This is a genomic window from Mycolicibacterium sarraceniae, from assembly GCF_010731875.1.
GTDB lineage: Bacteria > Actinomycetota > Actinomycetes > Mycobacteriales > Mycobacteriaceae > Mycobacterium > Mycobacterium sarraceniae.
Map to the genome: position 1 here is coordinate 4423623 of NZ_AP022595.1, position 15027 is coordinate 4438649.

Annotated in this window: 11 protein-coding genes and 3 pseudogenes; 5 read left to right on the top strand and 9 right to left on the bottom strand. The window is 67.7% G+C overall.

The features are described from left to right. Positions 1-211: 211 nt before the first annotated feature. The gene (locus G6N13_RS22075) at positions 212-793 is read right to left on the bottom strand and encodes a TetR/AcrR family transcriptional regulator (RefSeq protein ID WP_235677859.1); all 582 of its coding nucleotides are present in this window, start codon (positions 791-793) and stop codon (positions 212-214) included. On the opposite strand from G6N13_RS22075, the pseudogene G6N13_RS22080 reads away from it, so the two are divergent. Continuing rightward, positions 720-1235: pseudogene (locus tag G6N13_RS22080) on the top strand (SDR family NAD(P)-dependent oxidoreductase); the annotation flags it as partial. The gene G6N13_RS22075 and the pseudogene G6N13_RS22080 overlap by 74 nt on opposite strands. Positions 1236-1301: 66 nt before the next feature. Here G6N13_RS22080 and G6N13_RS22085 read toward each other — a convergent pair. Next, positions 1302-2027 (bottom strand): IclR family transcriptional regulator, encoded by a 726-nt coding sequence (locus G6N13_RS22085; RefSeq protein ID WP_163700532.1) that lies wholly within the window; start codon positions 2025-2027, stop codon positions 1302-1304. Between the two features lie 135 nt (positions 2028-2162). Between G6N13_RS22085 and G6N13_RS25510 the strand changes: the two genes are divergently transcribed. Further along, positions 2163-2351, top strand: a complete 189-nt coding sequence (locus G6N13_RS25510; protein WP_235677860.1) for a hypothetical protein — start codon at positions 2163-2165, stop codon at positions 2349-2351. Positions 2352-2414: 63 nt separating this feature from the next. Here the strand turns inward: G6N13_RS25510 and G6N13_RS22095 are convergent, their stop codons facing one another. Both G6N13_RS22095 and G6N13_RS22100 read right to left on the bottom strand, forming a co-directional pair. Further along, entirely contained in the window at positions 2415-3626 is a 1212-nt protein-coding gene (locus tag G6N13_RS22095; RefSeq protein WP_163700534.1) for an acyl-CoA dehydrogenase family protein, read from the bottom strand. Positions 3627-3780: 154 nt separating this feature from the next. Next, positions 3781-4620, bottom strand: coding sequence for a DUF3097 domain-containing protein (locus G6N13_RS22100; RefSeq protein WP_163700538.1), 840 nt, complete (start codon positions 4618-4620; stop codon positions 3781-3783). 86 nt (positions 4621-4706) lie between these two features. Between G6N13_RS22100 and G6N13_RS22105 the strand changes: the two genes are divergently transcribed. Further along, positions 4707-5939, top strand: coding sequence for a serine hydrolase domain-containing protein (locus tag G6N13_RS22105; RefSeq protein WP_163702428.1), 1233 nt, complete (start codon positions 4707-4709; stop codon positions 5937-5939). Positions 5940-6017: 78 nt separating this feature from the next. Here G6N13_RS22105 and G6N13_RS25515 read toward each other — a convergent pair. Continuing rightward, a pseudogene (locus G6N13_RS25515) lies at positions 6018-6206 on the bottom strand (MmyB family transcriptional regulator); the annotation flags it as partial. A 10-nt stretch (positions 6207-6216) separates the two neighbouring features. On the opposite strand from G6N13_RS25515, the pseudogene G6N13_RS26265 reads away from it, so the two are divergent. Next, positions 6217-6306 (top strand): annotated as a pseudogene (locus G6N13_RS26265) (hypothetical protein); the annotation flags it as partial. 64 nt (positions 6307-6370) lie between these two features. Here G6N13_RS26265 and G6N13_RS22120 read toward each other — a convergent pair. The 4 genes from G6N13_RS22120 to G6N13_RS22135 form a co-directional block, all read right to left on the bottom strand. Beyond that, positions 6371-7423, bottom strand: coding sequence for a zinc-binding metallopeptidase family protein (locus G6N13_RS22120; protein ID WP_163700541.1), 1053 nt, complete (start codon positions 7421-7423; stop codon positions 6371-6373). Continuing rightward, a complete protein-coding gene (locus G6N13_RS22125; RefSeq protein WP_163700544.1) occupies positions 7416-8324 on the bottom strand; it encodes a transglutaminase family protein in 909 nt (302 codons plus the stop codon). Before G6N13_RS22125 ends, G6N13_RS22120 begins: the two co-directional genes overlap by 8 nt. Beyond that, positions 8321-10990: a circularly permuted type 2 ATP-grasp protein gene (locus G6N13_RS22130; protein ID WP_179965038.1), complete on the bottom strand. Its 2670-nt coding sequence runs from the start codon at positions 10988-10990 to the stop codon at positions 8321-8323. The genes G6N13_RS22125 and G6N13_RS22130 overlap by 4 nt, the downstream gene beginning before the upstream one ends. 80 nt (positions 10991-11070) lie before the next feature. Beyond that, positions 11071-14424, bottom strand: coding sequence for a transglutaminase family protein (locus tag G6N13_RS22135; RefSeq protein ID WP_163700547.1), 3354 nt, complete (start codon positions 14422-14424; stop codon positions 11071-11073). Positions 14425-14542: 118 nt separating this feature from the next. Between G6N13_RS22135 and G6N13_RS22140 the strand changes: the two genes are divergently transcribed. Then, positions 14543-14986 carry a hypothetical protein gene (locus tag G6N13_RS22140; RefSeq protein ID WP_163700550.1) on the top strand — a complete coding sequence of 148 codons (444 nt, stop codon included), beginning with the start codon at positions 14543-14545 and terminating at the stop codon, positions 14984-14986. Positions 14987-15027: the final 41 nt, after the last annotated feature.

Genomic DNA, 15027 nt, shown 5'->3' on the forward strand with positions numbered 1-15027 from the left:
GGCATTGGAAAGCGGTGGCGGGGTTCGCGTTCTTCGAGATGATCGCGGCCTGGCTGCTGCTCGCGGGCATCTGTACGGCGCTGGCGTTCGCCGGGGTGGCGCTGTTGGGCGAGCCGCTGACCTGGTTCCACATCGCCGGTCTGGTGCTGATCCTCACCGGTTCAGTGCTGGCCAGCCGGGTTGGGTCAGACGGGTGGCAGCTCAGAATCCGTCAGAAGACATCGCCGACGAGTAGCCGGCAGGCCACGTCGACGTCTTCCAGCGCGTCGTCGGGGCGCAGCGCGCCGCCGACCGTCCACGTCAGGATGCCGAACGCGGCCTGCTGCACCAGCCGGGAGCGGCGCAGCTGTTCCTGCGTGGGGTTGTCACAACCCGCAATCTCGAGGATCAGCTCACGCAGAGTCGGGTCGTCCGGCGCATCGGCCTGAGCGCGCACGATCTGTGTGGAGGTTATCATCGCGTGCGCAAGATGTTTGTGGCGCAACAGATTTCGGCACGCATCGACCATCAGGCGGGCGATGTCATCGGCCGCGTCGCCGGTGGGCGCCGGCGGCCGGAAGTGGACAACCTGCTCGTCGAGCACCGCGGCGAACACGTGATGCTTCGACGGGTAATAGCGATAGAGAGTGCGCAGCGCGACGCCCGCGTCGGCGGCGATTTCCTGAGCCTGGATCCGGTCGATCTCCTTGGCCGAGCCGAGCCGCGCGGCGGCGGACAGGATGGCGCCACGGCGATTCTCCTGGTCATCGGTCGCCGGGCGGGCAGGCGCCCGGGGCTCTCCGATCCGCGGCACGCATCTCAGTATCCGGTATCGGCCAGCGCCCAGCGCAGCAGTACCGATCAGCGAGACGCTGAGCACTGGCCGGACCGGCGCGGGCGACGAGCTGCGCGCGCTGACCGATGAGCTCGAGGTCGGGCTGTTCATCCACAACGCCGGCGCCAACACGTGTAGTGCGGAGTTTTTGGACGCCGAGCTGGCGGATTTTCGGCGGGTGATCGACCTCAACATCACCACAATGATGGCGCTGACCCAGCATTACGGCCGATTGATGCGCGAGCGGCACCGCGGCGGCATCCTGCTGGTCGGGTCGATGTCGGGATATCTGGGGTCGGTGCGCCACCCGGTGTACGGCGGGGTCAAGGCCTATGGGCGCATCTTCGCCGAGGGGCTGTGGCTGGGCCTCAACTTCGGCGTGCCTGGCATGCGGGTCGTCGCCCGCGAGGGGCTCGAGCAGCGCCGACTGTGGGGGTTCTCGTCGAGATTTCGGTGAAAATCGTCGACAACCCGCACGCTGGGCGGGCTAGCTGTTTGCACCGGCCAGCGTCCGGGCGATCCGCGCCGCCGATGCGGAGACCAATGGCTGACATCGCTGCGCGAGCACCCGGTCCGAGGTGACGATCCCGATCGCCGCACGCGAGCCGATCGTCGCCGCCACCGACAGCATCGGGGCGGTGTAGTCACCCTGGCGGATCACGACGCGACGGCGGGCCTTGTGCAGCTCGCCCCACCACGCCGCATCCGGCTCCCAGCCGCGGACATGGTTGAGCTCGGCCACCACATCTTCGGGCGAAAGCCCGGCCAGTGCGGCGACGCCGAGCGCCACCCGATGCGCCGGAATCCGGACGCCAACCGATGTCGGCACCTGGCGCGCCGACGGGCCACCCAGCTTGTCCAGATGAACGATCTCGCCGCGATCGAGCACGCCTAGATGCACCACCGCACCGGTACGCAGTTGCATCTCGTGCAGTACCGGTGCCGCCACCGAGCGCAGCCGGACATCGGCGCCGTCCACCGCACCCCGTGCCGACGTACGCGCACCAAGCCGATAACCCCGGCCCGAATGCGTCAGCCACTGCAGACGCACCAGCTGGTCGAGGATGCGGTGGGTCGTCGAACGCGGCAGGTGGGCCCGCGCCGCGATCTGATCCAGCGTCAGCCCCGCAGACGTGTCCTCGAAGGCATCGATAATCGCCGTAAACCGGTCCAACATCGATGCAGGAGCGGTGTCGCTCAAGGCCGCCGTCATTGGCGCTCCTATCCGCTTGAGGAGAATTGGTTCTACCTCACCGTAGCGGTCTCGATCACCGGGACGCAAGCATTCCGCCGGCGTGGCGACGGTAAGAACAGCTTGGACCACCTCGCCTGCGCCGGGCAGCCGCGGGTGACCGCAGCCAGGTCGACGGCGAGCCGGCTCAACGGCGTCAACGCCCACATCGGCTCGGCCGCGAAAAGCCAAGCCTTCCTTGCGGTTACCGCACAGCATCCCGAGATTGCGGCGATCGCCGACGCTGCCAACCCGATGGGCCGGATGGGCGACCCGGACGGGGACATCGCCCCGGCACCGGCCTAGGCTAGAGCCGATTGTCTCACTCCTCCTCCGCCCGGTACCTCGGCGGCATCGGTCGACTCGACGTCAGCGCAGCGGCAGACCGGTGAGCCGGCGGGCGATCACCAGCCGCTGAATTTCGCTGGTGCCCTCGAAGATCGTGAAGATCTTGGCGTCGCGGTGCATCCGCTCCACCGGGTAGTCGCGGGTGTAACCATTGCCGCCGAGGACCTGGATGGCCTCGTCGGTGACGTACACCGCCGTCTCGCTGGCGTGCAGCTTGGCCATCGAACCCTCGGCCGAGGAGAACGGCTTGTTGTTGCGCTGCATCCAGCCGGCCCGCCAGACCAGCAGCCGGGAGGCGTCGATACGGCTCTTCATATCGGCAAGCTTGAATCCGATCGCCTGGAAGTCGCCGATCTTGCGGCCGAATTGCTCACGCTCGCAGGCATATTCGAGGGCGTACTCGTAGGCCGCCCGAGCCACACCCAGCGCCATGGCGCCGACGACGGGCCGGGTGCGCTCGAAGGTCGCCATCGCCGCCTGGCCGGATGTCCGCTGCCCTTCCCGCGCGCGGGCGATCCGCTGCTCGAAGCGCTCCATACCGCCCAGGATCAGGTTGCCCGGTATCCGCACGTTGTCCAGCACCACCTCCGCGGTGTGCGAGGCCCGGATGCCGTGCTTGTTGAACTTCTGCCCCTGGGAGAACCCGGGCGTGTTCGGCGGAATGATGAAGGTGGCCTGACCGCGGGTGCCCAGTTCGGGGTCGACCGACGCGACCACGATGTGCACGTTGGCGATACCGCCGTTGGTGGCCCAGGTCTTGGTGCCGTTGAGCACCCACTCGTCGGTGGCTTGCTCGTAGCGGGCTCGGGTGCGCACCGAGCCGACGTCCGAGCCGGCACCGGGCTCTGAGGAACAGAACGCGGCCAGCAGCGGATCGCCCGGGGTACCGAACATCGCGGGCAGCCACTCCCCGATCTGCTCGGGCGTGCCGTTAGCGGCCAGCGCGGCCGCGGCCAGTCCGGTACCGAGGATCGACAGCCCGATACCGGCGTCGCCCCAGAACATTTCCTCGAACACCGTCAACATGCCGATGCCGGACGGCTCGACGGACATCTCGCCGAACAGCTCGGGGGTGTAGAGACCGACCTTGGCAGCCTCCTGGATCAGCGGCCAAGGGGTTTCCTCGCGCTCATCCCATTCGGCGGCCGCGGGTCGCACGATCTCGGCGGCGAACTGGTGCACCCAATCCCGGACAGTGGCGACTTCTTCTGACACTTCGAGGGAGAACGTCATGGCGGTGCAGCTCCGGATCAAGTCGTATCGCGTCGGCCGGCATCGGGTAACGACAGCCAGACTGCAGTCGGCGGTAAAGTTCGTACAGTGAACGACTGTACACCGAAGTTTGCCGAATGCCGCCTGCGATATCCGTCACACGCGCACGCCCACCTCAGGCCGGCTGAGTGACGAAATCGATGAGTTCCTCGACCCGGCCGATCAGCTGCGGCTCCAGATCGGTCCAGTCCCGAACCGAGGAGCGGATGCGCTGCCAGGCCCTGGCGATATCGGCCTGATCTCGGTGCGGCCAGCCCAGCGCGTCGCAGATCCCGTGTTTCCACTCGACACTGCGCGGTACCGACGGCCACGCCGTCAGGCCCACCCGCTCCGGCTTGACGGCCTGCCAGATGTCGACGTAGGGATGCCCGACGACCAGGGTGTGCTCCCCGCCCGGCGCGCGCCGGACCGTCTCGGCGATCCGGGCCTCCTTCGATCCGGCCACCAGGTGATCGACCAGCACCCCGAGCCGGCGGCCCGGTGCGGGCTGGAACGACGCGACGATGCCGGCCAGGTCGTCGACGCCGCCGAGGTATTCCACGACGACGCCCTCGACCCGGAGGTCCTCACCCCATACCTGCTCGACGAGTTCGGCGTCGTGACGGCCCTCGACGTAGATACGGCTGGCCAGCGCGACCTTGGCGCGGGTGTCGGCCACCTTCACCGAACCTGATTTGGTGCGCTGCGCTGCGGCGGGTGCCGACCGCCGCAGCGGCGTCAGGATCACCGGCTTGCCCTCGAACAAAAAGCCCGGGCCGAGCGGGAACACCCGCCGCCGTCCCCTGCGGTCCTCCAGTTCGACCCGGGAGCCTTCGACACCCACGACCGCGCCGACGAACCCCGACTGCGGGTCCTCGACGACCATTCCCAACTCCACGGCCTGTTCCGTCGAGCGGGACTTGCGGGAGTCGTGCGGATTGTTGGCCAGCACATCGGCGCCATAGCGATCAGCCACCCGGCGATCGTATTGGCCGTCACGCCGAATGTGGCCGTGGCGCGCGGCGCGCCGGCATATCCTCCTGGTGAACACCGAAGGGCTCAATAGTGCTCAAAGTTGCAGTGCCGCCGGACTTGATGGGCGGCGACGTCGCCGAAGGTTACGGCAGAGTCGCCGATGCGTTCCGGGCGAACCTGGCCGCCGGCGCGGAAGTCGGCGCCGCCGTGGCCGTCTATCGGGATGGGGTCAAGGTCGTCGACCTGTGGGGCGGCTACCGCAACGGGCTGACGAAGGCGCCGTGGCAGCCCGACACCATGGTCAACATGTTCTCGACCACGAAGGGCGTCACGGCGCTGACGTTCGCGGTCGCGGTGTCCCGGGGCATGCTGTGCTACGACGCGAAAGTCGCTGACTACTGGCCGGAATTCGCCCACGCCGGCAAGGGCGACGTCACGGTCCGCCAACTGCTCGCACACCAGGCCGGCCTACCGGCCCTCACCCCCAAGCCGACCCTTCGCGATGTCGCCGATCCCGAGCGGTTGGCCTCCATCCTGGCGGCACAGGCTCCGGCCTGGCCCGTCGGCGCCCGGCACGGCTATCACGCAATCACGTTGGGCTGGTATCAATCCGAGCTGATTCGCCGCACCGACCCGGCGGGCCGTACGGTGGGCCGGTTCCTGGCCGAGGAGATCGCCGCGCCGCTCGGTCTGGACCTGCACATCGGGCTGCCGGCCGACATCGATCGCAATCGCGTTGCGACCCTGTATCAGTGGAAGCGGGCCGAATGCCTGCTTCACCTGAAAGAGATGCCGGCCGGTTTCGCGATGGCCGCGCTCAATCCCGTCGGCCTTGCTGCTCGCAGCACTGGTCTGCCCGCCGATGTCAACCCCTGGGAAGGTGCCTACAACCGCGATGACGTCCGGGCGGTCGAGATACCGTCGAGCAACGGAATCGGCACAGCGAGATCGGTGGCCAAGTACTACGGCACCGCCGCGACCGGCGGCGACCAGATCGGCCTGAGTGCCGATGTCGTGTCGGCACTGGCCGCGCCGGCCGTCCCGCCCAGCGGGGGCCTGCGGGACAGGGTGCTCAACGTCACCACCAACTTCGCACTGGGCTTCTCAAAACCATTGCCGCAGTTCCGCTTCGGGTCCACCGACAAGGCTTTCGGCACACCGGGCTTCGGCGGTTCATTCGGGTTCGCCGATCCCGACACCGGGATCGGATTCGCCTACGTGATGAACAAACTCGGATTCCACTTGTACAGCGATCCCCGCGAACTGGCCCTGCGGCAAGCGCTGATGCACGGCATTCTCGGGGGGCGCTCGCAGACGTGACCTCCGCGCGTCAGTCGGCCGGACTGTGCCGATCTCCGGGTGGTGAAAGAGCCGCTCGCGCGACTCGAACCCCTCAATACTGTGGCGTTGCCACCCGGCCCGGAATGCGGGGCTGACATCCGACAGGCGCGCAACAAGATCTGCTAAGACGGGATCGCCCAGACGCGAACCGATTTCGGCGCGGAACTCAGCCAGAAAGCGCTGACTGGTGAGCTCCCAGTCAGCGAGCAAAGCCCGCACCGTCGCATCGTCTGCGAGGCGATCCACCGTGCCGGCGCGATCGCAGGGGCCGCGAGGTGGGCCCGGGATGCAGGAAATGCTCTATCCGACATCATTTTTGAAGGGTCGCGGTCTCGGAACGCGATGTCGATGCCGTCCGCCCAGCCTGAAGACAACGCTGGGCCTGGGCGCGTCAGAGCACCCCGCTCAGCTCAGCTCTGCTGCGGGACGCTGGCCGACGACGAGGTGACCTCGTCGATGACGGCGTGGATGAAGCGCATCTTCTCCAGGACGGGCACCGGCAGCACGAACGGGTAGAGATCGTCCTTGCCCATCGACCGGTTCACCATGTTCAGCGACCAGGACAACGGCAACCACATCTCGATCATGTTGTCGAACCCACTGGGCCCCAACACTCTTCGCTCGTAGGTCGCGTTAGCCGAGGCCAGCCCGAAGGCCGCGGCGGTGTCCAGGGTGTCCCGGATGTGCAGGTAGTGCGCGAACGTCTCGGCCCAGTCTTCGGCGGGATGCATGGTGGCGTAGGACGAGACGTAGTTCTTCTTCCAGCCGGCGGGCGGGCCCTCGTTGTAGTGACGGTCCAGCGCCGCCTGGTAGTCGGCGTCGGGATCGCCGAACAGTTCGGTGAACCGCTGCAGATGCGTCGGCGCGGTACCGACCAGCCGATAGAAGTAGTAGTGGCCGATCTCGTGGCGGAAATGGCCCAGCAGGGTGCGATACGGCTCGTCCATAGACGTGCGCAGCTGCTCACGGCGCACATCATCGCCCTCGGCGAGATCCAGGGTGATCACGCCGTTGTCGTGGCCGGTGAACACCTTCTCCTTCGCGCTGGACAACAAATCGAAGGTCAGCCCGTACGTCGGATCCTCGTCGCGGCCGACGATCGGCAGCTTGAGCTCGTGCAGCTCGGCGATCAGGCGCCGCTTGGCCTGCTCGGCCAGGGCGAACGCCGACATCGCGGTGGTGTCGTCGTCATCGGGCCGGGTGCGGGTGAGCCGGCACGACGTGCACAGCTGGCGGACCGGCTCCACCTTGACCAGCCAATTACATTCGGCCAGATAGAGATTTGCACACAACTGGTAGTCGGCAGCGTCGACGGACCCACCATGCTCGCTGCCCTCGCCAGAGGCGATCACCAGAAACGCCATGTCGTCCAAAGAGAATCCGAGCCTGCTTCCGCAGGACAGACAGACCGAGTTCTCGAAGGCCAGATGCTGGCCGCAGTTGGGGCAGATGAAGTCACGCATGTAGCACGCCCTCGTCGTAGGGTGCGACGTCGACCGAGACGTCGATGGCGCTCCGCTCGGAATCGGTGTAGATGATGCCGCGCAGCGGCGGGATATCGGCGTAGTCGCGACCCCAGCCCACGGTGATGTAACGCTCGTCGACCAAGTTGTCGTTGGTGGGATCAAGCCCGAGCCATTCGTTTTGCGGAGTCCACACCGCGGCCCAGGCATGGGTGGCATCCACGCCGTACATCCGTTCCTTTCCCGGCGGCGGGTCGGTGGCGAGGTATCCCGACACGTAGCTCGCCGCCAATCCGTTGGCGCGCAGGCAGGCGATAGCCAGCCGAGCGAAGTCTTGACATACCCCTTCCCGGGCGTGCAAAACCTCGCTCACCAGTGTGGACACCGTGGTAGACCCGGATTTGTAGGTGAAGTCGGAAAAGATCCGGGCATTGAGGTCGCGGAGGACTTCGACCAGTGGTCGGCCCGGGGTGAAACTCGGTGCGGCGAAGTCCCTTACTGCGTCGGTGATTTCGGGTGGACGAAGATCGAGGGTGAATTCCGAAGCCAGGGCCCCGTTGTGGCCGACCGGGCGAATCGCTTCCCACGGCGCCAGCGCCCAGCCCGCCTGGTAGAGCTCGGCGGGCGGCGGATCGACTTCCACGACGGAGCGGCTGGTCACGGTCAGGGCGTCGTGGCGTTCGGTGATGTGGAAGTAGGAGCTGATGTTGCCGTACACATCGCGGCTGGTGGAGCGATCGGCGGGCACCGGATCGATATCGAGTTCATAGGACAGGCACCGTTGCCCGACCGTATCGCGCGGGGTGAGGTGCCCGCGGCCGTAGGAACTGGTCACCACGTCGGAGTAGCTGTACTCCGTGCGATGGGTGACGCGGTACGCCCTGGTGCCGGTCGAACTCATGGCATGACCCGGCGCTGATCGGGTCCCCACAGTGGCTGCATGTCACCGGGCAGCGACAGCTGGGCGCGGGTGATGACATCGGAGAGATCGCGCAGCGCGTTGTGTATCCAGTCCAGCAGCTTGTCGAGTTCGGCGCGGCGACCTTCGGCGTCGACCACCTCGAGGTCCGCCGGATTCAGCCGGCGCAGCCGCGTGCTGACCTCGTCGACCAGCCGCTCCGGTCGCGACGAGCCCGACGCGCCGGGCAGCGCACGCAAATTCGAACGCAGCCGTTCCAACTGGTAGACCAGCGATCTTGGGTTCTCCCCGTCGAACAGCACGAGGTCGGCCACAGCCGCCACACTAACCTTGCCCAGGTTGCGCCTGCGGTAGATCACCGAGGACTCACACACCACCAGAGCGGACTCGGTGATGGTCTGTTCGGCTCCCGCGCCGCGCTCGATGGTCAGCGTGGCGCGCAGCAGCGCCGACAAGGCCAGCCCGCGCTCGATGCGCTTGCCGATGTCCATCAGAGTCCAGCCGGCATCGTGCACCATCGACTCGGCGGCCACCCCCGACAGCGCCAGCATGCCGGCCAGCGTCTGCTGCTGTGCCGTGGCCAGCTGCGTATCGTCGGCGACCAGGGCACCGCGTTGCGGGCTGGGCGGTGCGGCCGCCGGCTCGGCCAGCGCACGTTCGACGCCGCCGAGCACCATCCAGGTGTCGTTGGACATCTGGTCGCGTACCGACCGGGCGGCCAGGGCCAGCCGCTCGACGGATTGGGCCAGCGATCCCGCGCGCCGCCGATCGACCGTAAGCGACCACAGCGTGCGCTGGGCGCTGGCCACCGCATCGGCGTAGCTCCCAGTCGCCTCGGTGTCAGTCCCGGTCAGCGCACCCAGCGCCGCCAGCAGAACCGGCACGCACTCACTGCCCGCCATGTCCTGGCGGTAGCGGTACTCGTGATAACGCTCGCGGGTCACGATCAACAGGCGGGCCAGGTTCTCGGTCCGTTCGCCATAGCGGCCCATCCAGAACAGGTCCGACAGCACCCGTGGCGAGCTGATGAATCGGGTGCCGCTGGGCAGCTCCACTGGCGGCACGGTGAGCGTGTCGGTCATCGCCCTGGCGGGTGGGCGCACCCAAATATCTTTTGCTGCAACGCTTTTCAGCTTGTACGCAGCATTGCCGGACGCCAGCACGTAGCCGAGCCCGCCGATCATCGGCGCATACCCGCCGCGCTGCGACACCGTGAACAACCGCAGACCTACGCTGGCCGCCGACAACCCGCCCGAATAGTGGTCGGTGGGCGCGGAGGAGAACTGCGGCAGCTCCTGGCCGACCCACTCCCCGGGGTTCGCCTCGATCCGGGCGGCCAGCTCACTGCGCTCTGCCGATGACAAGGCCGGACCCACGATGGTGTCGCCGCCGACCGTCGACTTGATCAGCAGTGAGCTCAGCCGTGCCAGCAGGTGTGAACGCTCCCGCTCGAACCCACCCCAGTACAGCTGCGGGGTGTCCAGCAGCGGCTTCTCCCCCAGTAGACGATCGGCCAACTGAGGCAGAAAGCGTTGCAGCCCAGGGCTTTCCAGAATTCCAGCGCCAAGTGTGTTGACCACCGTCACCGCACCGCGACGCTGCATCTCGACCAGGCCGACCACACCAAGGCGCGAGTCGGGCCGCAGGTCGAGCGGGTCGGCGTAGTCGGCGTCGACGCGGCGCAGCACCACGTCCACCCGCTTGAGCGTGCCCAGCGAACGCATCCACAGCTTGCCGTCGCGCACCACCAGATCTGCGCTCTCCACCAGCGGGAAGCCCAGCGCCGATGCCAGATAGGCCTGATCGAATGCGGTTTCGGAGTGGATACCGGGGCTCAGGATCACGACCACCGGATCCTCGGCGGCCTCGGGCGCGGCCTCGATGAGCGCCAGCCGCAGCGCCTGGGCGAACGGCGACGCCGGCCGCGGGCCGATGCGCTCGTAGACGTCGGGCACCGCATGGGCCACCACCCGGCGATCGGCCAGCGCATACCCGGCACCCGACGGCGCCTGCGCCCAGTCTGCGTTGACCACGAACCGCGCATCCGCGTTGCGGCTGATATCGCAGCCGAGCATGAATAGCTGATGGCGGCCCGGATTCTCGATACCGCGCGCGGCCCGGATATAGCCGGGGTGGCCGAACAGCAGCTGCGGCGGCAGAATTCCGCTGGTGATCGCCCGGCGCTCGCCGTACAAATCGGTCAGTACCCCGTCCAGGATGCGGGACCGTTGCACCACACCGGCTTCCAGCGTCTCCCAGTCCGAGGCACTCAGCAGCAGCGGCAGGCCATCCAGATGCCACGGGCCGGGCAACGCGATGCCCTGGCCATTGGTGACGGCCTCCCCTTCGTGATCCACTTCGATGTAGGTGATGCCATCGTTGTCGACGAGCCCGCGCACCACCCGGCGTAACCGGTCCAGTCCCGCGCGACCTCGCCCGCCGATGAGATCACCGAGCTCCTGCCATGACGGCCGGACGGCGCCGGTGGCGTCGACGAACTCGTCGTAGCCGGTGCCGCCGAATGCGCCCGCCCCGGCACGCAGGTCGAAGAGCGTGTCCTGAGCGCGGGCGGCACCATATCCCGCCAGCAACCGGTCGGGGTCAGGGCTGGGGCGGGTCAAGCCAGAACCGGCGGCCGACAGCGACACGGCCCACCTCCTGACTGAAGTATTCCTGCAAACCTACGAGAATGGCCTGCCCCGGCCACATTCGGGGTCGGCCTTATCCATCAGCTCTGCAGCACGGTGCGCACCCGACGCAGGTCGAGGATTCCCGCGGCGCCGACGTCGGTCGATTGCCGGGCCTGCTTCTCCCGGATGTCGGCCACGTCGACCTTGCCCGGTGTGAACCCGGTGGCCTCGAAGCGCCTGCCGCGCCGTGATTCGGCCTCGACGGCATTGACCGGCGGGCTGTCGTAGGACCGGCCGCCGGGATGGGAGACGTGATACGTGCAGCCGCCGCGGGAGGTGCCGGTGCCGGTGTCCACCAACTCGAAGCGCAGCGGGCCATCGACAGTGATCGTGGGGTGCAGCGCGCTCGGCGGCTGCCATGCGCGGTAGCGGACTCCGCCGACCTGAACATCGGGGTTGTCAGTGGCCAGCATCGGGACCGGGTATCCGTTGCAGGTCAACACGTGGCGCTGCCGGTCGGCGCCGATGGTGCGGACCTGAATCCGCTCCACCGAGGAGTCGACGTAACGCGCCGTGCCGGTGCCGGTGGATTCCTCGCCGAGGGTGTTCCACGGCTCGATGGCGCCGCGCAGTTCGATCTCCACATGGTCAAACACCGCGGTGCCGATCCGCGGGAACCGGAACTCGGTGAACGGGTCCAGCCAGCTGGTGTCGAAGTTGACGCCATGGGAACGCAAATCGGCGCACACATCGGCGATATCGTGAATGATGTAGTGCGGCAACAGGTATCGGCCGTGCAGGTTGAGCCCGTGCCGGATCAGCGGAGCTCGCAGCGGTTGCTCCCAGAACCGGGCCACCAGCGCGCGCACCAGCAGCGACTGCACCATCGCCATCTGGTAATGCGGGGGCATCTCGAAACCGCGCAGTTCCAGCAGGCCCAACCGGCCGCGGGCACTGTCGGGGCTGTAAAGCTTGTCGATGCAGAACTCCGCACGGTGGGTGTTGCCGGTGATATCGGTGAGCAGGTGGCGCAGCGCCCGATCGGTGACCCACGGAGCAAAGCTTGCGGAGCGACCATGTCCGAGCGGATTGTCCTCCCCTGAGCTCAGCCGGGCGATCTCGGCGAACGCGATCTCGAGTTCGTACAACGCCTCGCTACGGCCCTCGTCGACCCGGGGGGCCTGCGATGTGGTGCCGATGAAGCGGCCGGCGAACAGGTAGGACAGTGCGGGATGACGCTGCCAGTAGGTCAACAGCGACACCAGCAGGTCTGGCCGGCGCAATAGCGGTGAGTCGGCCGGGGTGATACCGCCCAGCGTGATGTGGTTGCCGCCGCCGGTGCCGCCGTGGGTTCCGTCTATGTCAAATTGCTCTGTAGACAGTCGAGCCAGCCGGGCTTCCCGGTAAAGGGTCGCCAGCTGGTCCCGCTGCTCAGCGAAACTCGAGGTGGGCGCCACGTTGACCTCGATGACGCCGGGGTCCGGTGTGACCGACATGGATTCCAGCCGCCCGTCCGACGGCGGCCCGTAACCCTCGATTACCACCGCGCAACCGACCGTGGCCGCGGCGGACTCCACCCGGCCGATGAGGTCGACGAAGTATTCCAGCTCTTCGGTGGGCGGCAGGAAGATGTAAAGCAGGCCATCGCGCACCTCGGCCACCATCGCGGTGGTGGGGGCGTCGGCGGCGTCCTCGATCGCCGCGGCGGCGGCATCGGCGGTCTCGCGCTCCACCGGCAGCCGCCGGCGCCCGCTGGCGATCGGGTCGGCGGGCAGCGAGGGCCGTGGCGGCTGCCAGCTGATCGACCCCAGCGGCAACCGCAGCCCGGCCGGTGAGTCACCTTCCAGTAGCACGACGCGGCCGCGTCGCAGCCGCCAGTCGGCACTGGCCCAGCCGGCGTCGTCCTCGCGACGGTGCACGGGCAGCAGGTAGGCCGCCGGGGCGTCCACCGACTCCTCCAGGCGGGCCAGCAGTGCCGCGCGTGCCGCCGGGGTGTCGGTCTCCAGATCCGCATCGGACTCGACCGGATCACCAGAGGGCAGCCGGACCGCCCGGGCCAGCCGGCCCAGCGCGTCCTCGTAGGCTGGCCGCACCTGGCCGGCCGGCAGCCCGAGCCCCTCGGCGATCGACGCCAGCACCTGCCGGGCGGCGTCGGGTTCCACCTCGTCATATTCGGCGCCCCACGGGTCGGCCAGCAGCGCGGGATCGTTCCACAGCGGCTGTCCGTCCCGACGCCAGTGGATTCCGATCTGCCAGCGCGGCAACGGTTCTCCGGGGTACCACTTGCCCTGGTTGCGCTGCACCAGACCACCGGGCGCCCACACCGTCTTGAGGCGCGCGGCCAGCACCGAGGCCCGTTCCCGCTTATCCGGTCCGTCGGCGGCGGTGATCCATTCCTCGTCGACCCGGTTGTCCACCGAGACGAAGGTCGGCTCGCCACCGATCGTCAACCGGACGTCTCCGTCGGCCAGCCGCTGGTCGATACGCGTGCCGAGCGCGTTGATGGCCGCCCACGCCGCCTCGGTGTAGGGCAGCGTGACACGCGGGTCCTCGTGCACCCGGGTGACGATGTTGGCGAAATCCAGGGTGGCCTCGGCCACCCCGGTGGCGCCGGTGATCGGCGCGGCCGACGACGGGTGCGGGGTGGCCGCCAGCGGGATATGTCCTTCCCCGGCGAACAGTCCCGAGGTGGCATCGAGCCCGATCCAGCCGGCGCCGGGAACGTACACCTCAGCCCACGCGTGCAGATCGGTGAAATCGGCAGCCGGCCCGGACGGGCCGTCGAGGGCCTCGACATCAGAGGACAGCTGCACCAGGTAGCCGGATACGAACCGGGCAGCCAGGCCGAGCTCACGCAGGATGGACACCAGTAGCCATGCCGAATCGCGGCACGAGCCGATCCCGGTCTGCAACGTGAGATCTGGGGCCTGCACGCCGGGTTCCATCCGGACGCTGTAGCCGACGTCGCCATTGACCGCGCGGTTGAGCGCCACCAGGAAGTCGATGGTCCGGGTTCCGGGCTTGACCACGAAATTGCGCACCCAGGACTGAACCAACTCCCCCGGGCCCGACCCTTCCTCAGCCTCGTCGACGGGCCGCAGGTACGGCTCGAGGTCATCCTTGAGCGCCTTGGGATAGGTGAACGGGAACGTCTCGGCGTAGTCCTCGATGAAGAAGTCGAACGGGTTGATCACTTTGAGATCAGCGATCAGGCCGACCTTGATGCTCAGGTGCCGGGTGCGAGTCGGAAAGACCAGCCGGGCCAGGAAGTTACCGAACGCATCCTGCTGCCAGTTGACGAAGTGGTCGGCAGGCTCGACCTCCAGCGAGTACGCCTCGATCGGCGTGCGGGAGTGCGGCGCCGGACGCAGCCGGACGACGTGCGGGTGCACCTCCACCAAGCGGTCGAAGGTGTAGCTGGTGCGGTGCTCCAGCGCCACTTTGATACCCATAGGCCGCTAATCCCATCACAACGCGCGCACGCGTGCATGACGCGCGGTCGAGGGGTGATCTTCTTAACTACGCCTTCCACCGTTGGGAAGTAGGTCAGAGGGCGCGTGGGTGGGCCGGATGGGGAAGGCGGGCTGCTCGCTAGGACCAGTCGTCGCCGTGGAGGTGGGCGTCGTGCTCGAAGTGGCTGTCGGTGTGGGGCTGTACGTCGGGGTCGGGATGTACGTCGGCGTGGTTATCGTGTTTTGCACCGGCGGCGGCGCAGCAGGAGGTGGAGGCGCGACGGTAGTAGAAGGCCCAGCGCTTGTAGAAGGCGCAGCGCTAGTAGCCGACGGCGGAGCGTTCAGCCAGGGGGCGGGCGATGGCTCGACCACGGGGACCCGCGAATTCGTCTGCACGGGTGATCGCGGCATGTCGTCAGGAGGGGTCGGCGTATACCGCAGCGTCGCGATCACCAGACCGAGGACCGCGAGGGTCAAGATCGTCATCACGATCCCGCGACGAGACATGCGGTCCTTCAACTTCTCGAGCGTCGTCATCCACTCCACAGGGGCTAGACGCTAGCGTGTTACATCGATGCCCGGCGCTTCGGCACGCGTACGCAG